Annotated in this window: 23 protein-coding genes; 18 read left to right on the top strand and 5 right to left on the bottom strand. The window is 66.3% G+C overall.

What is annotated here, in order from left to right:
* Positions 1 to 87 precede the first annotated feature (87 nt).
* The 5 genes from parE to H7841_05995 all read left to right on the top strand — a co-directional run bounded on the left by parE (position 88) and on the right by H7841_05995 (position 4,853).
* Complete coding sequence (parE, locus tag H7841_06015; protein ID MEO5336432.1) at positions 88 to 2,088, top strand: DNA topoisomerase IV subunit B; 2,001 nt, start codon at positions 88 to 90, stop codon at positions 2,086 to 2,088.
* A 236-nt stretch (positions 2,089 to 2,324) separates the two neighbouring features.
* Positions 2,325 to 3,008, top strand: a complete 684-nt coding sequence (locus H7841_06010; GenBank protein ID MEO5336431.1) for an SDR family oxidoreductase — start codon at positions 2,325 to 2,327, stop codon at positions 3,006 to 3,008.
* Between the two features lie 76 nt (positions 3,009 to 3,084).
* Positions 3,085 to 3,660 (top strand): response regulator, encoded by a 576-nt coding sequence (locus H7841_06005; protein MEO5336430.1) that lies wholly within the window; start codon positions 3,085 to 3,087, stop codon positions 3,658 to 3,660.
* 78 nt (positions 3,661 to 3,738) lie between these two features.
* Positions 3,739 to 3,969, top strand: coding sequence for a hypothetical protein (locus H7841_06000; protein MEO5336429.1), 231 nt, complete (start codon positions 3,739 to 3,741; stop codon positions 3,967 to 3,969).
* Positions 3,969 to 4,853 carry a hypothetical protein gene (locus tag H7841_05995; protein ID MEO5336428.1) on the top strand — a complete coding sequence of 295 codons (885 nt, stop codon included), beginning with the start codon at positions 3,969 to 3,971 and terminating at the stop codon, positions 4,851 to 4,853. Before H7841_06000 ends, H7841_05995 begins: the two co-directional genes overlap by 1 nt.
* Here H7841_05995 and H7841_05990 read toward each other — a convergent pair.
* Together H7841_05990 and H7841_05985 are read right to left on the bottom strand one after the other, a co-directional pair.
* Entirely contained in the window at positions 4,835 to 4,990 is a 156-nt protein-coding gene (locus H7841_05990; protein MEO5336427.1) for a hypothetical protein, read from the bottom strand. The genes H7841_05995 and H7841_05990 overlap by 19 nt on opposite strands.
* A gap of 76 nt (positions 4,991 to 5,066) precedes the next feature.
* Positions 5,067 to 5,507, bottom strand: a complete 441-nt coding sequence (locus H7841_05985) for a rhodanese-like domain-containing protein (protein MEO5336426.1) — start codon at positions 5,505 to 5,507, stop codon at positions 5,067 to 5,069.
* A gap of 64 nt (positions 5,508 to 5,571) precedes the next feature.
* Between H7841_05985 and trmFO the strand changes: the two genes are divergently transcribed.
* The 11 genes from trmFO (at position 5,572) to H7841_05930 (ending at position 17,221) form a co-directional block, all read left to right on the top strand.
* Positions 5,572 to 6,918, top strand: coding sequence for a methylenetetrahydrofolate--tRNA-(uracil(54)-C(5))-methyltransferase (FADH(2)-oxidizing) TrmFO (gene trmFO, locus H7841_05980; GenBank protein MEO5336425.1), 1,347 nt, complete (start codon positions 5,572 to 5,574; stop codon positions 6,916 to 6,918).
* A 52-nt stretch (positions 6,919 to 6,970) separates the two neighbouring features.
* Positions 6,971 to 7,957: an ADP-glyceromanno-heptose 6-epimerase gene (gene rfaD, locus H7841_05975; GenBank protein MEO5336424.1), complete on the top strand. Its 987-nt coding sequence runs from the start codon at positions 6,971 to 6,973 to the stop codon at positions 7,955 to 7,957.
* Between the two features lie 5 nt (positions 7,958 to 7,962).
* Positions 7,963 to 8,754, top strand: coding sequence for a prolipoprotein diacylglyceryl transferase (gene lgt, locus H7841_05970; protein MEO5336423.1), 792 nt, complete (start codon positions 7,963 to 7,965; stop codon positions 8,752 to 8,754).
* Positions 8,751 to 9,848, top strand: a complete 1,098-nt coding sequence (locus H7841_05965; GenBank protein MEO5336422.1) for an SAM-dependent methyltransferase — start codon at positions 8,751 to 8,753, stop codon at positions 9,846 to 9,848. Before lgt ends, H7841_05965 begins: the two co-directional genes overlap by 4 nt.
* Entirely contained in the window at positions 9,845 to 10,609 is a 765-nt protein-coding gene (gene pgeF, locus H7841_05960; protein ID MEO5336421.1) for a peptidoglycan editing factor PgeF, read from the top strand. Before H7841_05965 ends, pgeF begins: the two co-directional genes overlap by 4 nt.
* Positions 10,610 to 10,688: 79 nt before the next feature.
* On the top strand, positions 10,689 to 11,999 hold the full coding sequence (locus H7841_05955; GenBank protein ID MEO5336420.1) for an SPOR domain-containing protein: 1,311 nt from the start codon (positions 10,689 to 10,691) through the stop codon (positions 11,997 to 11,999).
* Between the two features lie 138 nt (positions 12,000 to 12,137).
* Complete coding sequence (locus H7841_05950; GenBank protein ID MEO5336419.1) at positions 12,138 to 12,860, top strand: hypothetical protein; 723 nt, start codon at positions 12,138 to 12,140, stop codon at positions 12,858 to 12,860.
* An 11-nt stretch (positions 12,861 to 12,871) separates the two neighbouring features.
* Positions 12,872 to 13,432, top strand: coding sequence for a FlgO family outer membrane protein (locus H7841_05945; GenBank protein ID MEO5336418.1), 561 nt, complete (start codon positions 12,872 to 12,874; stop codon positions 13,430 to 13,432).
* A 19-nt stretch (positions 13,433 to 13,451) separates the two neighbouring features.
* Entirely contained in the window at positions 13,452 to 14,342 is an 891-nt protein-coding gene (locus H7841_05940; GenBank protein ID MEO5336417.1) for a M48 family metallopeptidase, read from the top strand.
* A gap of 252 nt (positions 14,343 to 14,594) precedes the next feature.
* Positions 14,595 to 16,682, top strand: coding sequence for an EAL domain-containing protein (locus H7841_05935; protein MEO5336416.1), 2,088 nt, complete (start codon positions 14,595 to 14,597; stop codon positions 16,680 to 16,682).
* On the top strand, positions 16,682 to 17,221 hold the full coding sequence (locus H7841_05930; GenBank protein MEO5336415.1) for an HAD hydrolase family protein: 540 nt from the start codon (positions 16,682 to 16,684) through the stop codon (positions 17,219 to 17,221). Before H7841_05935 ends, H7841_05930 begins: the two co-directional genes overlap by 1 nt.
* Here the strand turns inward: H7841_05930 and H7841_05925 are convergent.
* Together H7841_05925 and H7841_05920 are read right to left on the bottom strand one after the other, a co-directional pair.
* Positions 17,191 to 17,775 carry a UbiX family flavin prenyltransferase gene (locus H7841_05925; protein ID MEO5336414.1) on the bottom strand — a complete coding sequence of 195 codons (585 nt, stop codon included), beginning with the start codon at positions 17,773 to 17,775 and terminating at the stop codon, positions 17,191 to 17,193. The two genes, H7841_05930 and H7841_05925, sit on opposite strands and share 31 nt — an antisense overlap.
* A 67-nt stretch (positions 17,776 to 17,842) precedes the next feature.
* On the bottom strand, positions 17,843 to 18,481 hold the full coding sequence (locus H7841_05920; GenBank protein MEO5336413.1) for a ParA family protein: 639 nt from the start codon (positions 18,479 to 18,481) through the stop codon (positions 17,843 to 17,845).
* 116 nt (positions 18,482 to 18,597) lie between these two features.
* Between H7841_05920 and H7841_05915 the strand changes: the two genes are divergently transcribed.
* Positions 18,598 to 20,811 (top strand): ATP-binding protein, encoded by a 2,214-nt coding sequence (locus H7841_05915; GenBank protein MEO5336412.1) that lies wholly within the window; start codon positions 18,598 to 18,600, stop codon positions 20,809 to 20,811.
* Here the strand turns inward: H7841_05915 and H7841_05910 are convergent.
* Positions 20,808 to 22,145, bottom strand: coding sequence for a hypothetical protein (locus H7841_05910; protein ID MEO5336411.1), 1,338 nt, complete (start codon positions 22,143 to 22,145; stop codon positions 20,808 to 20,810). The two genes, H7841_05915 and H7841_05910, sit on opposite strands and share 4 nt — an antisense overlap.
* A 246-nt stretch (positions 22,146 to 22,391) precedes the next feature.
* On the opposite strand from H7841_05910, the gene H7841_05905 reads away from it, so the two are divergent.
* Positions 22,392 to 23,093, top strand: coding sequence for a hypothetical protein (locus H7841_05905; GenBank protein ID MEO5336410.1), 702 nt, complete (start codon positions 22,392 to 22,394; stop codon positions 23,091 to 23,093).
* Positions 23,094 to 23,162: the final 69 nt, after the last annotated feature.

Genomic DNA, 23,162 nt, shown 5'->3' with positions numbered 1-23,162 from the left:
CCCCATCGTGGAGCCACGCTACCCCTTGTCATTTCCTCCCCGGCGACTACTGTATCCTGCGTTCAAGAATCCTGGACGGGAAGCATGATGGGCGACGACGATCTGTTTGCCGGCGCGCCGCGCGGCAAGGACGACTATTCGGCCAAGGACATCGAGGTCCTGGAAGGCTTGGAGCCGGTACGGCGGCGGCCGGGCATGTACATCGGCGGCACCGACGAGCATGCGCTTCACCATCTGGTGGCGGAAGTTCTGGACAATGCCATGGACGAGGCGGTGGCCGGACATGCCAGCCGCATCGAACTCGAACTGGCGGCCGACGGCGCGGTGACGGTGCGCGACAACGGGCGCGGCATCCCGGTCGATCCCCATCCCAAGTTTCCCAGGAAGTCGGCGCTCGAAGTCATCCTCACCACCCTGCATTCGGGCGGCAAGTTCTCGGGCAAGGTCTACGAGACTTCGGGCGGCCTGCATGGCGTCGGCGTCTCGGTGGTCAACGCCCTGTCGGAAAAGCTGGTGGTCGAGGTGGCGCGCGACCGCCAGCTCTATTCCCAGACCTATTCGCGCGGCAAGCCGCTGGGACCCCTGCAGGCCCTGGGGGCGGTACAGAACCGGCGTGGCACCACGGTGGTCTTCTCGCCCGATCCGCAGATATTCGGCACACGGGCCCGCTTTAAGCCTGCTTGGCTCTATCGCATGGCGCGTTCCAAGGCCTACCTGTTCCGGGGGGTGGAAATCCGGTGGTCCTGCGATCCCTCCCTGCTGGGCGAAAAGGAGGAAACCCCCGCCAGCGCCGTACTGCATTTTCCTGGCGGCCTCTCGGATTTCCTGGGTACCATGCTAGAGGGTCGCCCGACGGTCACCGCCAAGGCCTTCGCCGGTCAGGCGCGTCTAGCTCCCGAAGGCCCCGGCAAGGCGGAATGGGCGGTGGCTTGGCCTGCCGATGAGGAGGAAGGCTTCTTCAACAGCTATTGCAACACGGTGCCGACACCCCAGGGCGGCACCCACGAGGCCGGGTTGCGGTCGGCGCTGGCCAGGGGCCTGAAGGCCTATGCCGAGATGATCGGCAACCGGGCGGCGGCCAAGATCATGGCCGAGGACGTGGTGAACGGCGCTTGCGCCATGCTGTCGGTCTTCATCGCCGATCCCCAGTTCCAGGGCCAGACCAAGGAGAAACTGGCGACCGCCGAAGCCGCCCGTCTGGTCGAGAACGCGGTGCGCGACCATTTCGACCACTGGCTGTCGGGCGATCCGGAAACGGCCAAGGCCCTGCTGGACAAGATCGTCGAGCGTGCCGAGGCCCGGCTCAAGCGCCGCCAGGACAAGGAAACCAAGCGCCAGTCGGCCACCAAGCGCTTGCGCCTGCCGGGCAAGCTGGCCGACTGTTCCCGCACGGTCAACGTCGGCACGGAAATTTTTTTGGTGGAAGGCGATTCTGCCGGCGGCTCGGCCAAGCAGGCGCGGGACCGCGCCTCCCAGGCGATTCTGCCGCTCCGGGGCAAGATTCTCAACGTGGCTTCGGCCTCCTTCGACAAGATGCAGGCCAACCAGGAACTGTCGGACATCGTCGAGGCCTTGGGCTGCGGAACCCGCGACCGCTTCGACCCGGAAGCGCTACGCTACGAGAGAATCATCATCATGACCGACGCCGATGTGGACGGCGCCCACATCGCCTCTTTGCTGATGACGTTCTTCTACCGCGAGATGTCGAAGCTGGTGCTGGGCGGGCACCTCTACTTGGCCCAGCCGCCGCTTTATCGACTGGTGCACGGGGGCAAGAGCGTCTACGCCCGCGACGATGCCCATAAGGACGAACTGCTGACCAAGGAGTTCAAGGCCAACTCCAAGGTGGAGATCAGCCGCTTCAAGGGCTTGGGCGAGATGCCGCCGGCCTCGCTGAAGGAAACCACCATGGACCCGGCCAAGCGCACCCTGCTGCGGGTGGTGGTGCCCCAAGGCCATAACGTCGAGGACCATGAGGAGGCTCGCCAGACGGCGCAACTGGTGGAAAGCCTGATGGGCCGCAAGCCCGAACTCCGCATGGCCTTCATCCAGGAACACGCCCGCTTCGTCGAGGAGATCGACGTCTAAGGTTCTGGACAAGGGACGACAAATCCCTCTCGCCTCCGGGCCGGGAGAAAGGTATTCTCCGGGCCATGGACCCGAACCATCTCATTCTTGGCGCGCTGGTTATCCTGGGCTTCGCTCTGGCCTTTGGTATCCGCACGCTGGTCAAGTTCTACAAGTCCCAAAAGGACCAGAACCTCCCGCAAGGGAAGAGCTGAGTTCGCGCTCCGGTTCCGCCACCAGGGAGGGAGAAGCGTCGGATGCCCACCGTGCTGATCACCGGCGCAAGCCGCGGTATCGGCCTGGAGTTCTGTCGCCAGTACCTGGACGATGGCTGGCGGGTGGTCGCCACCGGCCGCGATCCGAAGAATTCAAAAGGGTTGACGGCTTTGCGCGGCGACCTCCTGGTACAAGCCCTCGATGTGGGGAACCACGAAGCCGTCGATGCCCTGGCCGCCAGCCTACGCCGCGAATCCATCGACGTGCTTATCAACAACGCCGGTGTCTACGGGCCGCGTTCCTCGGCGCTGCGCAACCTGGACTACGCCGGGTGGGGCGAGGTCTTCCGCATCAATTCCATGGCCGCCCTGAAGGTCAGCGAGGCCTTCCTCGACCATGTAGCGCGTAGCGGCCAGAAGCGCATCGCTGCCCTGACCAGCAAGATGGGCAGCATGGCCGACAACCGATCCGGCGGGTCCTATGTCTACCGTTCCAGTAAAGCGGCCTTGAACGCCGTGATGAAGAGTTTGTCCGTAGACTTGGCGCCGCGCGGTATTCTGGTCGGCATCCTGCATCCGGGCTGGGTGCGGACCGACATGGGAGGCCCCGGCGCCCTGATCGACGCCGACGTCAGCGTCGCCGGCATGCGCAAGGTCATCGCGGGGTTGACTCCGGAAACCTCCGGGGCGTTCCTCAACTACGACGGTTCCCCGATTCCCTGGTAGTTGGCCGGCCTTGTCGCGGGTCGGGCGGGCTGACTATAATGCCCCGGTTGGGGGACGGAACCGGGATGGCCGAGGTATGCCGAACTACAACCTTGAGCGCCTGAACTTCCTGATCGTCGACGACAACAAGCACATGCGGGCGTTGGTCAAGACCATCCTGCATGCGCTGGGCTCCAGGAATTGCCTGGAGGCCGGCGATGGCGCCGATGCTTTCAAGGAGTTGCGGCACTTCCCGGCCGACATCATCATCTGCGACTGGAACATGTCGCCGTTGGACGGCCTTGACTTCGTGCGTCTGGTGCGGACCGGCAAGGACAGCCCCAACCCCTTCGTCCCCATCATCATGCTGACCGGCCATACCGAGATGAACCGGGTTCTCGAGGCCCGCGATTCCGGGGTTCACGAGTTCATCGCGAAGCCGATCTCGGCCAAGGGATTGTATGCCAGGGTCAAGGCGATCATCGAACGGCCGCGGCCCTTCGTGCGCACCAAGATCTATTTCGGGCCCGATCGGCGCCGCAGGGCGAGCCCCAACTATAACGGTCCGGAAAGGCGCAAGGCCAACCAGCCTCTGCCGGAAGGGGCGCCCGGCGCTGTGGCGGACGGCCCAAGCCTCAGCCAAGCCGAGATCGAGGCGCTGCTCAACGGGTGAGTGAATCCTGTTGGGCGGGAATCGAGCCGAGTGTACAATCCCGCCATTCGCGTTGAGAAATTCGACCCGGAGGTAGCGATGAAAAAGGTAATGACGGCGACTTTGGCCATAGGCCTTCTGGCAGGCTGTTCCAGCATGAACGATATCAAGACCGAGCATGTGGTCGGTACGGCCATCGGCGTGGCGACGGGCGGCATCGTCGGCTGGCAGTTCGGCGGCGGTGTGGGCCAGGCCCTGGCGACCACCGGCGGCGCTCTGGCGGGTGGCGTGGCCGGCTATTTCGCCGGCGACGCGGTTGCCAAGAAGTAATGGTTTCCGATCCGCGGGAAGTCGACGGGAAGGCCCCGCCCTTGCGGCGGGGCTTCTTCTTTCCGGTCCTTGCCTTGGTTTTGCTGGCTGCGGGCGCGGCCCTCGCGGCCGAAGCCTGGAAGCGCATTCCCTGGCATCTGGCGGACATCTGGTGGACCCTGGACGACGCCGTCGAATTCCGGGAATTTTCCATCGAGGTGGAAATCGCCGGGGCCGTCGGGGGGGAGGTGCCGCTCTACATCGCGCCCACCGGCCTGCTGACCATCAACGGCATCCGCGCCTACGGCGGGTTGCAGACCCAGGTGCACCAGATGGGCAGGGAAGCGGCTCGCGGCATCATCTTTTCCCGCTGGGACGAGCGGCGCGAGGATCATATCCGCGCCGCGCCGGGCGGGGTGGGGGTGAGCAGCGGCTCGGAAGGGGACTTCGTCAGCGTCCGCAACCGGATGGACTGGCGGGAGGGCCGCTACCGGGTCATCCTGACCCGCGAGGCGGCGGACGCGGAGTCCTCCTGGCTGCGCTACCGGGTCTGCGCCTTGCCGGCCGATGCCTGCGCGGAAGCGGGCAGCCTGAAGTTTCCCGGCGCCTCGACGCGGCTGGGGCGCTCCTTCAACAGCTTTTTCGAGGTCTACGGCAAGGAGATCGCGCCCGACCAAGTCCCGCGCGCGACGGTCGTCTTCCGCGACCCCCAGGTCGACGGCAAGCCCGTCCGCCTGAAACAGGCGAGCGCCTTCTATCCGGGAGACGTCCCGCCGCGGGCCAAGGCCTCAGGGGCGGGAGCCGCGGCCGTCCGGGTGGAATCGGGACCGATCCATGATCGCGCCGGCCTGGCCGCCACGCCGAAAGGCGTGCGCTACGAACGCCTTCAGTTGGTCAGCCACTGAAAGACCTGGGCGAAGTCCTTCCACATGAACGCCGCGAAGGCGGCGCTGTAGAGGATCGTATTGACCAGAATGAGCTGCATTTCCTTGGGGCCGACGATCCCCGTCCCGGCAGCCCGGCGCTTCTGCGTCGTCATCATGGGTTTTCTCCCCGAAAAGCTTGCTGCTTCTCAGGGTGCCATGATTCGGGTTTAGAAAAAGTTAACGGCCGCCCGATCAGGCGCCCACGCCTTCCACAGGAAAGCCTTCCCGGTTCCAGCGCGCCATGCCGCCCTTGACCACCGCGACATTGGTGAAGCCGGCCTGCTTCAGCACCCGGGCGCCGCCGGGCGCGCGGTTTTCCGTGCGGCAGAGCACGAAGACCGGTTCGTTCTTGTAGGCTTCCAGCTTTTCCGCAACCAGGCCGATGCGTTCCTTGAGATCGCCGGGCGTCAGATTGATGGCGCCGGGAATGTGGCCCAGCGAGCCGGTGAATTCGCCCGCCGTGCGCACGTCGACGACCACCACGTCCTTGCCTTCGTCCATCAGCTTCTTGACGGCCTGGGGCTCGACGAAGGGCACGCCCGCGGTCAGGCGCGGCAGGTACTTGACGAACACCAGGGCGCCGACGACGAAGGCGACCTGGATGGCGATGGATTGGATCTGATCGGCGTTCATGGGCATTCTGGTAGCCGGCCCGCGCGGGCTTGTCAATCGGGGGAGCCGGCTCTATGACTGGGCCATGGCGATCCAACCCATACCTGTGATCGGCGGCGGCCTGGCCGGCAGCGAAGCCGCCTGGCAACTTGCCCAGGCCGGCGTGCCGGTGCGGCTTTACGAGATGCGGCCGGCGAAGTCGACGCCGGCCCATGCCTCGGGCGGGCTGGCGGAACTGGTCTGTTCCAATTCCCTGCGTTCCGACGACGCCGAAGGCAGCGCGGTGGGCGTCCTGCATGCGGAAATGCGCCGGGCCGGCTCCCTGATCCTCAAGGCCGCCGACGCCAACCGGGTGCCGGCGGGCAGCGCCCTGGCCGTGGATCGCGAGGCCTTCAGCCGGACCGTCGAGGAGACCCTCCTCGCCCATCCCCTGGTGACACTGGTCCGCGAGGAAGTCGCTTCCCTGGACCTGCCGGGCTGCGCAAGCGCCATCGTCGCCAGCGGGCCCTTGACCTCGGCGCCCTTGGCCGAAGCCATCCGGGCCCTGAGCGGAACTGATTCCCTCGCCTTCTTCGACGCCATCGCCCCCATCGTGGTCAAGGAGTCCATCGACTTCTCCAAGGCATGGTTCCAATCGCGCTGGGACAAGGGGGAAGGGGACGACTACATCAACTGCCCCATGGACGACACCCAGTACGAGGCCTTCGTCGACGCCCTGCTGGCCGGCCCCAAGGTGCCCTTCAAGGACTGGGAGAAGGATACCCCCTATTTCGAAGGCTGCCTGCCCATCGAGGTGATGGCCGAACGGGGACGCGAGACCCTGGCTTTCGGTCCCATGAAGCCGGTGGGGCTCCGCGATCCCCACAACCCCGGCCGCCGGCTGCGCGCCGTGGTGCAGTTGCGCCAGGACAACCGGCTGGGCACCCTCTACAACATGGTGGGCTTCCAGACCAAGCTCGCCCATGGCGCCCAGGTGGAAGTCTTCCGCACCATTCCCGGCCTGGAAGGGGCCGAATTCGCCCGCCTGGGCGGCATCCACCGCAATACTTTCCTGAACGGGCCGCGCCTGCTGGACGGCACCTTGCGCCTGAAGGCCGATCCGCGACTGCGCTTCGCCGGCCAGATCACCGGCTGCGAGGGCTATGTGGAAAGCGCGGCCGTCGGCCTGCTGGCCGGGCGCTTCGCCGCGGAAGAAGCCCGGAGCCTGCCCCCGCGCCCGCCGCCCGCCACCACCACCCTGGGGGCCCTGCTGGGCCACATCACCGGCGGCGCCCTGGCCGATACCTACCAGCCGATGAACATCACCTTCGGCCTGTTCCCGCCCATCGAGGCCCGCAACGAACGCGGCCGGCCGCTGAAGGGCCGCGAACGCAAAAAGGCCCTGGCCGCCCGCGCCCTCGCCGATGTGGAGGGATGGCTGGCCGGCGAGTGACGGGCGGGCGGTTTTGCGCTATAGAGGCCCGGCGATCGGGAAGGAGACCTGCATGTACGTGGTGACCGGAGGCGCCGGATTCATCGGCTCCAACATGGCGGCGGCGATCGAGGAGCGGGGCCTGGGCCGCGTCGTCGTCTGCGACCGCCTGCGCGACGGGGTGAAATGGAAGAACATCGCCAAGCGCGATCTGTTCGACATCGTCCATCCCGACCGTCTGCTCGATTTCCTCGACATTCATAGCGCCGCCGTCAAGGCGGTGATCCACATGGGGGCCATTTCGGCCACCACCGAAACCGACGCCGACAAGATCGTCGACAACAACTTCCGCCTGTCGGTGGCGCTTTGGCGCTGGTGCACCACCCACCAGGTGCCCTTGATCTACGCCTCTTCGGCCGCCACCTACGGCGACGGGCGGCAGGGATTCTCCGACGACGCCTCCCCCCGCCATCTGGAGACGCTGCGTCCCCTGAACGCCTACGGCTGGAGCAAGCACCTGTTCGACCGCTGGGTGGTGCGGGCCTTGGGCAATGGCGAGCTTCGTCCGCCGCAATGGGCGGGGCTGAAGTTCTTCAACGTCTACGGCCCCAACGAGGCCCACAAGGGGACCATGAAAAGCGTGGTCGCCCAAATATTCCCCACGGTGAAGGCGGGCGGCACCTGCAAGCTGTTCAAGTCCCACCGCCCCGACTACGAGGACGGCGGCCAGTCGCGCGACTTCGTCTGGATCGGCGACTGCATCGACGTGATGACGTGGCTGCTGGACAATCCCGAAGCCAGCGGCCTGTTCAACTGTGGCACCGGCCAGGCCCGGTCCTTCAAGGATCTGGCCGCGGCCACCTACCGGGCGCTGGGGCAGGAGCCGAAGATCGAGTACATCCCGACGCCCGAAGCGATCCGCGACAAATACCAGTACTTCACCCAGGCCGACATGGGCCGCCTGCGCGCCGCCGGCTATGCCAGGCCCTTTACGGCGCTGGAGGACGGCGTGGCGCGCTACGTCCGCGACTTCCTGGACGCCGAGGATTCGTTCCGGTGACCGACATCCTGCTCGCCATTCCCTATCCCAATATCGACCCGGTGCTGTTCCAGATCGGGCCCTTGGCCATTCGCTGGTACGCGCTGGCCTATGTGGCCGGGCTGGTGCTGGGCTGGCGGCTGATCGTCCGCTTGGCCCGCAAGGCGCCCCTGCCGGTCAAGGAAATCGACATCGACGATTTCCTGGTCTGGGCTACCCTGGCCGTGGTGCTGGGGGGGCGGCTGGGCTACGTGCTGTTCTACCAGACCGGCTACTACCTGGCGAACCCGGGCGCCATGCTGCGGGTCTGGGAAGGCGGCATGTCCTTCCACGGCGGCATCCTGGGCGTGGCGGTGGCCGGCATCGTCTTCGTCAAAAGGCGGGGCATTTCCGGCCTGGTCTTCGCCGACCTGCTGTCCTGCGGCGCGCCCATCGGCCTGTTCTTCGGCCGCCTCGCCAATTTCATCAACGGCGAGTTGTTCGGCCGGCCCGCCGACGTGCCCTGGGCCATGGTCTTTCCGCGCGGCGGGCCCGAGCCCCGCCATCCCAGCCAGCTTTACGAGGCGCTGCTGGAAGGACTGGTGCTGTTCGCCGTCGCCAACCTGGTCTACCGGAACGAGGCGTTGCGCCGTCGTCCCGGCCTGACCGCCGGCGTCTTCATCGCGGGCTACGGGATTGCGCGTTCGGTGTCCGAGTTCTTCCGCCAGCCCGACGCCTGGGTGCTGCCCTGGCTGACCATCGGCCAGGCCCTGTCCCTGCCCATGCTGGCCGCCGGCATCGCCCTGGCGGTCCTGGCCCTGCGCCGCCCGGCGTCATGAGCGGGTTGCTGGATATCCTTTGCCGGCGCATCGCACTCGAAGGGCCGCTGTCCGTCGCCCAGTACATGGCCGAGGTCCTGGGCCATCCCAAGTACGGCTACTATATGGGCCGCGATCCCTTCGGGCGCGGCGGGGACTTCACCACGGCGCCCGAAATCAGTCAGATGTTCGGCGAGATCCTGGGACTATGGGGCGCCCTGGTCTGGCGCGCCATGGGCGAGCCGGAGGCGTTGAACCTGGTGGAACTGGGCCCCGGCCGCGGCACCCTGATGGCCGACATGCTGCGCGCCGCCCGCAGCGTCCCCGGCTTTCGCCAAGCCATCCGGGTCCATCTCGTGGAAATCAGCCCGGCCTTGCGGGCCCGCCAGCGGGAAGCCCTGGGCGATGTCCCGGCCACCTGGCACGACAGCCTGGACCAGGTGCCGCAGGGGCCGCTCCTGGTCATCGCCAACGAGTTCTTCGACGCCTTGCCCATCCGCCAGTTCCAGAAGGTGGGCGACGGCTGGCGCGAGCGCATGGTGGGGCTGGCGGCGGACGAAAAGGGGCTGGAATTCCAGTTGGCGCCCGCTGCGCATCGGCCGCCCTTCCTGTCCGACGACCTGGCCGACGCCCCGGAAGGCGGCATCGTCGAAACCTGTCCGTCCGGGCTGGCGGTCGTTCACGCCCTGGCGGAACGGCTTGCCCGCTTCGGCGGCGCCGCCCTTATCGTCGATTACGGGCATCACCGTTCGGGAATCGGCGACACCTTGCAGGCGGTCAAGGGCCATGCCTTCCACGAGGTGCTGGCCGATCCCGGCGATGCCGATCTGACCGCTCATGTGGATTTCGAGGCCTTGGGACGTTCCGCCGCCGAGCGCGGGGCAGCGGTTTACGGCCCCTTGCCTCAGGGGGAATTCCTGCTGCGCCTGGGGTTGGGCGCCCGAGCCGCAATGCTGCTACAGAAGGCGACGCCCCAGCAGGCGGCGGACATCCAGGCGGCCTTCCGGCGCTTGACCGATCCTGACGAGATGGGCAGCCTGTTCAAGTTTCTGTGCCTGACGGCCCCCGGCCTGCCCACGCCGCCCGGCTTCGACGAGGAGGACGCCAGCCGATGATCGCCGCTTCCGCCCTGTCGGGCCTGCCCGGCGTCCAGCATGCCTTCTTCACCCGCGAGGGCGGCTGCAGCGCCGGGCTTTATGCGACGCTCAACTGCGGCCCCGGCTCCAAGGACGATCCGGAAGCGGTGCGCGCCAACCGCGGCCGGACCATGGCAAGCCTGGGCCTGGATTCCGGGGCCCTGGTCACCGTCCATCAGGTCCATTCGTCGGCTTGCGTGGTGGTGGATGGCCCCTGGAACGGCGGGGCGCCGCAAGCCGACGCCATGGCGACCCGGACCCCCGGCCTGGCCTTGGGGATTCTCACCGCCGACTGTGCGCCCGTGCTGTTCGCCGACCCTGAGGCGGGGGTCGTCGCCGCCGCCCATGCGGGCTGGAAGGGCGCGCGGGCCGGAATCCTGGAAGCGACCGTCGAGGCCATGGTCGGCCTGGGCGCCCGGCACGAGTCTATCCTCGCTGCGGTGGGGCCCTGCATCCACCAACCGTCCTACGAGGTGGGGCCGGAATTCCTCGCTGCCCTGACCGGAGACGATCCGGCGAACGGACGCTTCTTCGTGCCATCGGGACGGGACGGTCATCACCTGTTCGACCTGCCCGGCTATGTCGCCATGCGACTCGAGTCGGCCGGAGTCGCGCGTTTCGAGGTGCTGTCCAGGGACACCCGGCGGGAGGAGAAGACCTTCTTCAGCTACCGCCGCGCCACCCTGGAAGGCCAAGCGGACTATGGCCGACAGCTATCCGCCATCGCACTCGCCCGTTAGCTCGTCCCGCGAAGGGGTTGCTCGCCATGCCTCATATGGTAATCCTGATCCTGGCCTTTCTCCTGGTGACGGTGGCGATGTGCGTGATGGTCTGACGAAACGGCTGGTCGTTCTGGCGGCGCTCCTGGCGGCGGCCTGCGGGCAGTTGCCGCAGCCCTTCCTGGGTCCCAGCGATCCCAAGGTCAGTCCGCTTGCGGCCATCAAGGAAGCCGGCAACATCGAAGTCGAACACGTCGACGGTCCGGCCGTGCCCATGGCCCGCCTGCTGGCCCAGTCGGTGGCGGACGAATTGTCCAACCGCGGCATTCCGGCTTCCGCCGGCGGGCCGGGTACGGGCCATTACCTGCTGAAAAGCAAGACCCGCACCAACCAGGACAGCAGCGCGGCGACCATCGTGTTCATCGAATGGACCCTGTTCGACAAGCAGCGCCGCCCCATGGGCTCCCACGTCCAGGAGGTCAAGGGCACCTGGTGGGAATGGGTGAACGGCGATCCCAAGATCATCCGCGCCGTCGGCCTGGATACCGGCAAGGCGGTGGCCGCCATGCTGCAGGACCCGCGGGAAGTGGCCGCCACCCAGCCCGGCGCCCGCAAGGGCGTGCGCGTCCAGGAGGTGGTGGGCGCTCCCGGCGACGGCAACCAGACCCTGGCGGCAGCCCTGAAGACCGCCCTCAAGGACGCCGACGTGCCCGTGGCGGACAAGGCCGGCGACCTGCTGGCGACGATCAACGGCACGGTCGAGATGTCGCCGCCCGACAAGAAGGGCCAGCAGACGGTGCGCATCACCTGGACGGTCCTGCGCCCGGACGGCTCGACGGTCGGCGAGGCCCAGCAGGAAAACGCGGTGCCGGCCGGCAGCCTGGACGGCCCCTGGGGTCGGGTATCCGGCTTGGCGGCAACCGCCGCCACCGACGGCATCAAGCAAATCCTCGCCAAGGTGGAGGACGAGGCCGTTGCCGGTCGTCCGCAATCGGTTGCCACCGCTCCGGTGCCCGAGGCGGTGCCCATGTCGCCGCCAGCCGATCCGGCCAAGGCACCCCAGATCGAGACGTCGGCCAAGCCGGCGCCCGAGGCGAAGCCCAACCGGGCGACTTCTCCGGCTGCGGCCATGCCCGCCCGGATGGCGGCCGTCCATTCCGGTGGCGGTCCGCGCATCCAGTTGGCCTCTTTGCGTTCGCCCGACCAGGCGGCCAAGGAATGGAAGAAGCTGCAGGAGTCCTATCCCGCAGTCTTGGCCGGACTGAACTTCCATGTCGAGGAAGCGGACCTGGGGCCGCGTGGACTGTTCTATCGCGTGCAGGCCGGGCCCTTCGCCTCCCGTGCCGAAGCCGTCGCTTCCTGCGACGCCCTGCAAAAGCTCTCCGTCGCCTGTATCGTCGCCGGGCGGTGAGGCAAGTCGATCCGACAACCATGTAATCCGGTCGAACGCCTCTTCGAATTCGGTATCCAGGTGTCGTCCTCGCGTCCTTGACCGGGGCGGGAGGCCGGCATAGGCTTGGAGCACGGTCCAACCTGCGGAGGACATCCGGTGTTTCCTACGAGAATGCTCGCGGTGGCGTTGCTGGGGCTGGCGGTGGCCGGATGCGAGACCGCCGCGACGCCGGTTGCGGTCGGCCATGACGCGACCACCCAGATGGAAATGCTTCGGGTCCAGCACTGGGACATCCTGGCTTCCGACGTGGCGGCCGAGATCGCCGAGGCCGCCAAGAAGGCCCCGCCGGGAGGCGGCAGCTATTTCGTTGAGCCTCTGGATATCTCCATGCCCTTCGGGCGCGCCTTCCGCGACCACCTGACCACTCACTTGGTCAAGAAGGGTCTGCCGGTAACCCTGGTGCGGGCCGAGGCCGGCTATCGGGTCCATACGGCAGTCCAGCCGATCCTGCACGAGACGTCCAACCGTCCCGCTACCGGAAGCGCCTTTCTGGCGGCAAGCGCCCTGGGCGGAATCCACCGTCTGCGCGACATTGGCGGGTTCAATCTGGTGACGGCCAACATGATGGTGGCCGGGACGGCGCTGGAGCTGGCCAACGCGGGGGCCTTCGGCTATGGGGCCAACGACGAGATACTGATCACCGTGACCCTCCTGAAGGGAGGCGATATCCTGTCGCGCAACGAGGCCATGTACTACATCGACCGCAAGGAAGCCTTCCAGTACGCGGGCAGTGCACCGGCCGGCCCCCTGGGAGTGGCGTTGGCGGGGGCACCGGCCCAGCCTTTGCCGATCCGCGAGTTCTCGATCAACGCGCCCTGAGGAGACGCCCGATGTTCCGCCTTCGCCCGACGGGCCTCCTGGCCGTCCTTCTTCTGGCCGCCGGCTGTGCCGGGGAACCGGTGCTCACGACCAAGGAACGTCAAAGACTGGCCGGCGATCCGGTCATCCTCGCCAGCTACGCGGCCGCGGACCAACTGGTGCAGACCATGCAGGCTCGCCTCGATCCCGCCCAGCCGGTGCTGGTCGCCACCCTGTCCGATATCAACCATCTAGAGGAGTCCACGCCGCTGGGCCGCCTGATCGCCGAGCAGATCGCCTCGCGCATCGCCAACGCTGGCTATACGGTCACCGAGATCAAGCTCCGCGACGGTTTCCTGGTCCGCGAAGGGGAAGGGCAGTTCGTGCTGTCCCGCGATGCCCGCCGTATCGGCCAGACCGCTGGGGCGCAGGCGGTGGTCGCCGGTACCTACACGCCGGCCCGTGACAGCATCTACGTCAACCTCAAGATTCTTCAGGCTTCCGACGGACGGGTTTTGGCCGCCCACGACTACGTCCTGCCGATGGACGACAACGTCCGCGTCCTGGCCAAGGCCGCCGGCACCCGCTACTAATCCTTCGAGAGGGGTTCTCATGACCATGTTGCATCGCCGCGGCTTCGTTCTTGGCCTGGGAGCGTCGGGGCTGTTGGCCGCCGCACCGGCCGTGGCCCAGCTCAGTCTGGGCGACGTGGTGGGCGGGGCCGCTCAGTTGATGGGCGCCCTCTCCATCAAGGAGGAGGACGAAATCAAGATGGGGCAGAGCTACTACCCCGGCTATCTGACGAAGTCCGGCGGCGCCTATTCGGATCGTAATGCCCAGGAAGCGTTGCGCAAGTTCGCCGAACCCTTCATCTCCACCAGCGACCGCAAGAATCTACCCTGGGAAATCACCCTGGTCGACAACAAGCAAGTCAACGCCTGGGCCCTGCCGGGGGGCAAGATCGCAGTCAATTCGGAATTGGTGCGTTACGCAGACGATCCGGCCGAGTTGGGCTCGGTGATCGCCCACGAGATCGGCCATGCCGAACTCAGTCACAGCGCCAAGCAGATGCGCAACCAGGCGTTCCTGACCACCATCGGCGGGGCGGGAAAGCAACTCGTGGCAAGCTGGATGGGTTCGGCCGCCCCCCTGGGGGCGGAGGTGTTGAGCGCCCTTGAGGGGCCGCTCTACACCATGGTGCTCACCGGCTATTCGCGTGCCAATGAGTTCGAGGCCGATAACCATATCCTGGGCGTCTTCCAGAAGACCGGCATGGACCCGCAGCGGGCTGGGGATTTCTTCAAGACCTTGAAGACGCTCTATCCGGACAACAGCAGCGAGACCACGTCGCTGTTTTCCACCCATCCCGGCACCCAGTCGCGCATCGACAAGCTGGCGGATGCCGCCAAGGCCCTGGCGCGTCCTTCCAAGCCTGCCAACGTCCCGGGATGGGTTGAACTGAAGAGCAAATTCCCCACGCCGGCCGGGTTCAAGAAGGGCTGATGGCCCGCAAGGCCCGTCCCGCGACTCCGGCCTGCTTGGCGGCTTGTCTTATCAATACCTTGCCGTGTTCCAGAGAGGCGGGGCAATACATTGGTGCGCTTCGAGTTCCGGGCACTGTGGCGCTCTGGAATTAGATTGTTTTCGCCGTGCCGACGGTATTACAGTGCCCCTGGATCGGATGGGTTCGTGTTCGTGTGGAATCCCGCGCGGCGCGGGCCTCCGGATTGGACTCGACAACTCGTGAAACCCGGTATGGCCGAGGAATCCGGCGTGCCCGCCAAGAACATGCCTTCCGACGTGGCGCCGAGCGAACAGGATATCGTCTTGCAGACGGCTGGGGTGGGAATCGTCCACGTCAAGGCCGGGCTGGTCGTGTGGGCGAACCGCAAGATGGAAGGCATCTTCGGTTTCGCCGCCGGGGAATTGACCTCCCTCGGTTTTTCCTCCCTGTCGCTGTCTCCGGAAGAGGCTCTGGCGTTGGACGCCCATGCCGACGCGGCCTTCGCCACGGGGCAGAGCTGCGTCAGCGAGCGGTCCATGCGCCGCAAGGACGGCTCTCCGTTCTGGGCCCGCATGTCGGGAACTCCCGTTCCCGGCGGGGCCGGAAGCGCCGACGCCGTCTGGGTGGTGGAGGATATCACCCAGGAAAAAGCGGTCGAGGATCGGCTGCGCCTTGCCGACGCCATCTTCGAGGTAACTAGCGAGGGCATCCTGGTCAGCGATGCCAGGAATATCATCGTCTCGGTGAATCCGGCCTTCACGGCGATCACCGGCTACGACGCCGACGAGGTCCTGGGCAAGGCTCCGGACATCCTTGGCGCCGGGCGGCACGATCCCGAGTTCTTCGATGCCATGTGGGTTCAACTGCGCGAGACGGGCCGTTGGGAAGGGGAAGTCTGGAACCGCCGCAAGAACGGCGAACTGTTCGCCGAATGGCTGTCGGTCTCGGCCATTCCGGGTAAGGATGGCCAGATACAGCATCACGTGGCGATGTTCTCCGATATCACCAAGCGAAAGCAGGACGCCGAACGGCTGATCTACCAGGCAAACTACGATGGGCTCACCGGCTTGCCCAACCGCCGCCTGCTCCAGGACCGGGTGCACCAAGCCCTGGCCGATGCCTCGCGCAATCGCGAGCAGATGGCGGTGATGTACCTGGACATCGACAATTTCAAGTTCGTCAACGACAGCATGGGGCATAATCTGGGCGATGCCTTGTTGGTCGAGGTGTCGCGCCGCATCAAGCCTTGTCTGCGCGAAAACGACACGGTCGGCCGCCTCGGCGGCGACGAGTTCCTGGTGTTGCTCAACCATATTCATTCGGCCGACGAGACCACGATCATCGCCCGCCGCCTGCTCGAGGCCATCGCCAAACCCATGCAGCTCGAGGAGCGGGCCCACGACATCATTGTCACGGTGAGCATCGGCATCGCCTTGTTCCCCGAGGATGCCGAAACCACCGCCGACCTGATCCGCAATGCCGATACGGCAGCCTTTCACGCCAAGGAACTGGGGCGTAACGCCTATCAGTTCTTCACCGAGGACATGAACGTCCGCGCCCGCCATCGCTTGTCTCTGGAAAACCGCCTGCGTCGTGCCCTGGATCGCGACGAACTGGTGCTGCACTACCAGCCCAAGGTGGAATTGAGGCGCGGCCATGTGGCGGGGGCCGAGGCTTTGGTGCGCTGGCAGTGCCCCGAGGAAGGCCTGATCTCGCCCCTCAAGTTCATTCCGCTGGCCGAGGAAACCGGCCTGATCGTGCCCATCGGCGAATGGGTGCTGCGGCAGGCCTGCCTTCAGGCCAAGGCCTGGGCAGACATGGGACTGCCGCCGATCAAGATGGCGGTCAACCTGTCGGCACGCCAACTGGCGAAGCGTGACCTGATGAAGGACATCCGGGCCATCCTGGACGAGACCCGTCTACCGCCTGAGATGTTGGAGTTGGAGATCACCGAAAGCTCGCTGATGGAACGGGCCGAGGAAGCGCTACTGACGCTCCGCGAAATCCGCGAGATGGGCATCTCGCTCTCGGCCGACGATTTCGGTACCGGCTATTCGTCCCTGAACTACCTGCGCACCTTCCCGCTGACCGCCATCAAGATCGACCGCTCCTTCGTCAAGGACATCGGCGGCGACGGCGGTGGTGCCATGCTGGCGGCGGCCATCATCGCCATCGGCCAGAGTCTGGACATGCGGGTGATCGCCGAGGGCGTGGAAACCCAGGCCCAGCTTTCCTTCCTGCGCCAGCAGTGGTGCGACGAAATCCAGGGATTCCTTTTCAGCCCGCCCGTCCCGGCGCCTGATTTCGAGGTCCTGATGCGTAGCGAGAGGAAACTCTGATGGCCGCGCGCCCGTTGACGGTCCGCGCCGTAAAGGAGCGGCTGAAGGATATCCGTCTCCTGACCCTCGACGTCGACGGGGTGTTGACAGACGGGGGACTTTATTACGCCGACGACGGCAGCCAGCTCCGCAAGTTCAACGTCAAGGATGGCATGGGCATGCAGATGGCCCGCCAGTCCGGAGTCGAAGTCGCCATCATCACCGCCAGCGACACGCCCTCCATTACCCATCGCGGCCACAAGCTCGGCCTTGCCGAAGTCCACGTGGGCGTCGAGGACAAGCTGGCGACCCTGACCGAGATGGCAGGCCGGCTGGGCATTCCCCTCTCCCAAGTCGCCCACATGGGCGACGATATCAACGACATACCGGTGCTCAAAGCCGTTGGCCTTCCCATGACGGTGGCCGACGCGGTGTCCGAGGTCCTGAAGCGGGTCGCCTTCGTCACCCGCAGGAAAGGCGGGGAGGGCGCGGTGCGGGAAGTCTGCGACCTGATCGTGGCCGGGCGGACTCAGACGCCGCGCCAGCGCTCGAAGAGCTGATGCTCTACGCCCACGTGGTCCAGGGCCTTGCCCAGGATCTGGTGGACGATGTCCAGAATGGTTTGCGGCTTGTGGTAGAAGGCGGGAACCGGGGGTAGGATCAGGGCGCCCAGGTCGGCGGCGCGCGCCATCAGATCCAGGTGGCCCTTGTGCAGCGGCGTCTCGCGCACCATCAGGACCAGCGGCCGGCGTTCTTTCAGGGTCACGTCGGCGGCCCGGGTCAGAAGGCCGTCTGCATACGAGTTCGCGATTGCCGACAGCGTCTTCATGGAACATGGGGCGACGATCATGCCGCGGGTCCGGTAGGAGCCGCTGGCGATCGGCGCTGCGATATCGTCGGCCGGGTGGAAGGTATCGGCCAGAGCGGCGACTTCCGCCAGGGCCATGTCGGCCTCCAGCGCCAGGGTGCGTTCGGCGGCCCCGCTGACCACCAGATGGGTGGGCTGGCTCAGGCTGCGAAGCACCCGCAGAAGTTCCACCCCGAAAAGGGCGCCCGAGGCCCCGGAGATTCCCACCACCAAGGGCGGACGATTGTCGTCGCCGGTCTGTGACATGGCCCGATGATGGCCTGCCTTTGCCGCGGGCACAAGGGGCGCGCAAGCAGGGCGGCGGATAGGAGGGTCAAAGACCGAGGCGGGCCGCCAGTTCGCCCATCAGGGCTTCCAGTTCCTGGGCCGCCTGGCCGCGCGGTTCGGTTTCCACCACGGCGCGGCCGTCCATCATGCTGGCGGCGAACGCCACCCGGTTGCCGATGAAGCATTCCATCACCGGCATGTCTTGTTCCATCAGCATGGCCCGCGCCGCCTCCACCAGCTTGGCCCGTGCCGGCACCCGGTTGAGCACCACCAGGGCGGGGACGCGCTCGGCCACCGCGAGCGTCAGGGTCTGGCCGGTCGCCCAGACGTCCATGGAACTGGGCTGCACGGGAACCAGCACCAGATCGGCGCTACGCACCGCGATCTTCGCTTCGGTGTCGGCATGGGGCGGGCTGTCGACGATCACCAGATCGGCTTCCCGCCGCAGACGATCCACTTCGCTGGGGACGCGCCAGCCGCCGACCTTGCCGACGGTGAGTCCGTCGGGGCGGGTGCCTGCCAACATGCGCACCTCATGCCATTTCAGCAGGCTGCCCTGGGGGTCGATGTCGAGGGCCGCCACCTTCAGGCCCCGCGCCGACCAGGCCACTGCCAGTTGCGCCGCCAGCGTCGTCTTTCCGGCCCCGCCCTTCTGCTGGGCGATGGTCAATACCTTGGCGGACATGCCGGTTCCTCCCGTGTTGCGGCGCACCAAGAGCAGGCTAGCGGCTGTCATGGAATTTGCAAGACCCGGAAGGGTTCGCCATAATCGGCAGCCGATTATCCCTGGGTTGCGAGGCCATGCTCCAAGTCGCCGATACCATCCGGCGCGTAACGCGCCGCATGACAGTGCATATCCTTCTGGTCCTGGGAGGACTCGCCCTGCTGTCGGTGGGGGGCTATACGACCTTCATCCGGGTTACCCTGAGCAAGCAGGAGACCGCCGCCGCGGTCGACATCGCCGGCCGTCAACGGATGCTGTCGCAGCGTGTGGCGTTCCTGGCTTGGCGAGCGCTGCATGCCGAGGCGCCGTTGGCGCGCTCCGAAGTGCGGGTCGAGTTGAATGATGCCATCGACCTGATGGAACGTTCCCACGGAGCCCTGCTGGCCGGTGCCAGGGGGCCTGCGGGGCGGCCCTCACGCGAAATCGCGAGCCTTTTCCACGGCCCGGCCGGCACCCTGGACCGGAGTCTGCGCGATTTCCTGGTCCTGGCGCGCCGCGTGGCCGCGGTTCCCGATGCGGACTTGGCACTCAAGCAGGACCATCCCGATCTGATCGCGCTTTCCGGGCGGGCAGGGGACATGGCCCGCGCCCTCGACGCCCTGGTGCGCCAGTATCAGGTAGAGGCCGAATCCCAGGGAACCCAGATGATCCAACTGGCTTCCCTGGGGCTGGTGGCGACCCTGCTGGTTCTCGTGCTGTCCGGGGGCTTGGTCTTCGCCCCCTTGATACGCCAAGTGCGGGGCGAGATGGAGGAACTGCACCTTGCCAAGGAACGCCACATGCTGGCGGTCCAGGGTACCAACGAGGGGCTGTGGGACTGGGACATCGCGACCGACCAAGTCTTCCTGTCGCCGCGCCTCAGGACCATCTTCCAGATCGACGAGAACGAGCGCTTCCTGAACGGGCGGGACTGGCTGGGTATCATTCATCCCGAGGATCGGCGCACCTACCTGGACGCCATGCGCGATCACCTGCGTGGCCGGACGGCCTTCTTCTCGGCCGACTATCGCGTGATGCGCGGCGAGGTGCGCTGGGTGCGCCAGCGCGGTCTGGCGCTCCGGGGCGACGATGGCCGTGCCTACCGTATGGCGGGTTCGGTGGCCGACATCACCCTGCAGCGGCGGGGTGAGGAGAGCCTGCGTCTAGCGGCTAGCGTCTTCGCCCATAGCCCGCATGCCATCATGATTTCGGACGCCGGCAATCGTATCCTGGACGTCAACCCGGCCTTCACCGCGGTGACCGGCTACACCAAGGATGAAGCGGTGGGAAAAACGCCCGGAATCCTCAGTTCGGGCCGGCACGACAAGGCTTTCTATGCCCGCATGTGGTCGGACCTGGCCGAGGAAGGAAAATGGGCTGGCGAAATCTGGAACCGCCGCAAGGCGGGAGAAATCTATCCGGAATGGCTGGAAATCAGCACTCAGAAGGGCCCTCGGGGCGAGATTACCCACTACATCGCCCAGTTTTCCGACATTTCACGCGCTAAGCGTGACGAGGAACGTCTGGCCGAGGGAGCCCGCCAACTGGCACGCCAGAACGTGGAACTGGAACAGACCCTGGTCCGGGCCCGGGAGTCCAACCGCGCCAAGTCGGAATTCCTGGCCGCCATGAGTCATGAATTGCGCACGCCGTTGAACGCGGTGATCGGCTTTTCCGACGCCATGTTGGCCGAGATATTCGGCCAAGTAGGGGATGCCCGCTACGTTAGCTACCTGAAGAATATTCGGGATTCGGGACAACATCTGCTGGACGTCATCAACGACATCCTGGATGTATCCAAGGTGGAAGCCGGGCGCGTCGACCTGATCGAGGAACCGGTCGACATCGCCGCCTGCATCGACGCCAGCCTGCGCCTGGTACGGGAGCGCGCCGAACGGGAAGGGGTGATGCTTGCGGCGCAGATCGAGAGCGGGTTGCCGGGCCTGAAGGCGGACGAACGGCGGCTCAAGCAGATCTTCCTCAACCTGCTATCCAATGCCATCAAGTTCACCAATCCGGGCGGACGGATCACCGTGCGGGCCTGGGTGCCGAAAGATGAGGGAATGACGGTCAGCGTCGCCGACACGGGCATCGGAATCGCCCGCAAGGACTTGGCCAGGGTGTTGACGCCGTTCACCCAGGTGGACAGCGAACTGTCGCGCAAGTACGAGGGCACGGGCCTGGGGCTGCCGCTCACCAAGGGCCTGGTGGAAGCCCACGGCGGCACGCTGACCATCGATAGCGAACTGGGCGTCGGCACCACGGTGACCGTGTGCTTCCCGGAACGGCGGCTGCTGAACGCGGTCGGCTAAAGGAACTTCTCCAGGTACCGGCAGGTCAGGGGCATGTAGCGCGGCAGGTCCTGCTTCAGGATGCCCGACACCAGCGATTTCAGTAGCGTCTTCTTGCCTTCCAGGAAAATATCGGGGAACCACAGGCAGGACGCCAGCACCGGCAGATCCATATTCTTGTTGCGGCGGTAGGAATCGAAGGTGCGGCCGACCTCGCCGCCCTGCTGGCCGATCTGGCGGATAGCCTGGATGTTCTGTTGCAGCACCTGGGGACTATGGGCGAAGAGTTCCATCAGGAAGCCGTTGTCTTCCTCGTGCGGGGGGGAGAAGACGTCGGCGGGAGCCGTGATTTCGGCCCAGATGCGCTGGGCGCGCTGGTTGGCGGCGGTGGTACGGGCCACCGCCTCCTGCCATTCCTCGCGGGTCATGGTTTTGCGCCAAGCAGGGACGTCCTCCTTCTTTTTGAGGAAGTCGAGCTTGCCCTTCTTCTGTTCCTTGGGCTCGGCGGGCAGTTCGGCCTGGCGGGTGGAGGCGATCCAAACTTCCTGCCAAAGCGCCCATATTGAGCGCCGGTTCTTGTGTTCGTCGATCTGCTCGCGCAGGAACTGGTGCCGTTGCTCGGGCGGCAGCAGTTCCGCCGGGCGGATGATGGTGCTCAGGCGCTGGGCGAGGTCCGGCGCGATGTCCGCCACCACGATGCGCTGGTAGCGGTCGGCGAAATCCTTGGAAAACAGGTAGGGCAAGGGACTGGGCAACAGGGGAGACCGGGTGAGCCCGCGACGCAGCATCTCCAGACGTTCGGCGATGATCTCCCAGAAGACCAGGCAGAACAGTTCGGCGGGGACGGTGGTGGTGCCGGGCTGGTCGGGCTGGGTCGACGTCTGTCCGAGAGTATCGAATTCCAGGACATTGTCGCTCGGCCCGGCGACCAAGGCGATCTCGGGGGGCGGTCCGGGACGGCGGCGTTCCGGGGCGGCCGCTTCCTCCGCTCGCTTGCCGCGGATGAATTCCGCGGCCCGCTCGGCCCGGTGTTCCTTGAGTTGGCGGAGCAGGTCGATCAGGCGGTCCTTGGTCTCTTCGATATCTCCGGTCTCGCCGACGATGTCGCCGATGGCGCGCAGGAAGGTCTGGCGATGGATGTGATCGTCCTTGCGGGTGAACAGGCCTTCGACGATGACCATCGAACACTTCTTAAGGGCATCGCGCGAACGCGCCTGTCGAACCAGCGGCACCAAGCCGTCGGTGACATGCTCGAAGAACTGTTCCCAGTCGACGACGCCGTATTCGGTGCGCGGGCGCGGAGGTGAAACGGTCGTCGCTTGAAACTGGGCGGAGGTAACCTGCTGATTCCCCATCGCCTCGATGTCAACCTTTCGGGGTGGGACCTGTCAAGGGAATATGGGATGACCTGTAGCCGGCCGCACAAACCGTTGCGCATCGTTGCGACCAGTAAGCGGGGAAGGGAGGAGTCGGGGAGGATGCTATTCTTGACAAAAAACCCGATTTGTTCTAGAACAAATAACGAATAAAACAGTCGTATTGGCTGATCGATGGCTGACATTGTAAACATTGAACGTCCTAACAAAGCTCTTCTGGCTGGGTTGCGGGAACGAATCCGGCGCCTGGAAGGAAGGGGCGGCGGCGGAGACGGGGGGCTGCCTTTCGGGCTGGTGGATATCGACGCGGCCTTGCCCGGCGGAGGATTGGCGCGTGGTGCCCTCCATGCTCTGGCCGGGGAACGTCCGGCGGTATCCGGATTCGCCGCGGCTCTGGCGGCTCGTCTGGCGGGGAAGGAAGGCCGGGTGCTCTGGTGCCGGGCGGGGGGCGACCTGCATGGCCCGGGGGTGGCGGCCTTCGGTCTGCCACCGGAACGGCTGGTGGTGGCGCGGGCGCGCCGTCCCGCCGACCTGCTTTGGGCCATGGAAGAAGGCTTGAAGAGCCGGGCGCTCGCCGCCGTGCTGGGCGAGGCGGAAAGCCTGCCGCCGGTGACCGCCCGGCGTCTGCAATTGGCCGCCGAGACGGGCGGTACGCCGGCCCTGTTGCTGCTGGCCCGCGACCAGCCCTTGCCGGCGGTGACGCGCTGGCGGGTGACGGCGGAACCCAGCCTTTCCGCCTTGCCGGGCCTGGGCCCTCCGCGTTGGCGGCTGGAATTGCTGCGTTGCCGGGGCGGCGGCACGGGGACCTGGATTTTGGAGGTGAGCCATGGAACGGCGGGTGGTTTCGCTCTGGTTGCCGGACTTTCCGACCGACCGGCCGATCCGGCGGTGGGAAGCCCGGCGGCCCGGCATCGCTTGGCGGGGTAGGCCGGTCGCCACCGTCCAGGCGTCCCCCCACGGCGGCGCCTGGCTGGCTGCCGTCAATCCGGCGGCGAG

It is taken from the genome of Magnetospirillum sp. WYHS-4 (assembly GCA_039908345.1).
In the GTDB taxonomy this organism is placed as follows: domain Bacteria; phylum Pseudomonadota; class Alphaproteobacteria; order Rhodospirillales; family GLO-3; genus JAMOBD01.
Note: the sequence above shows the minus strand (reverse complement) of the source record. Positions and strands in the feature narration are given on the sequence as shown.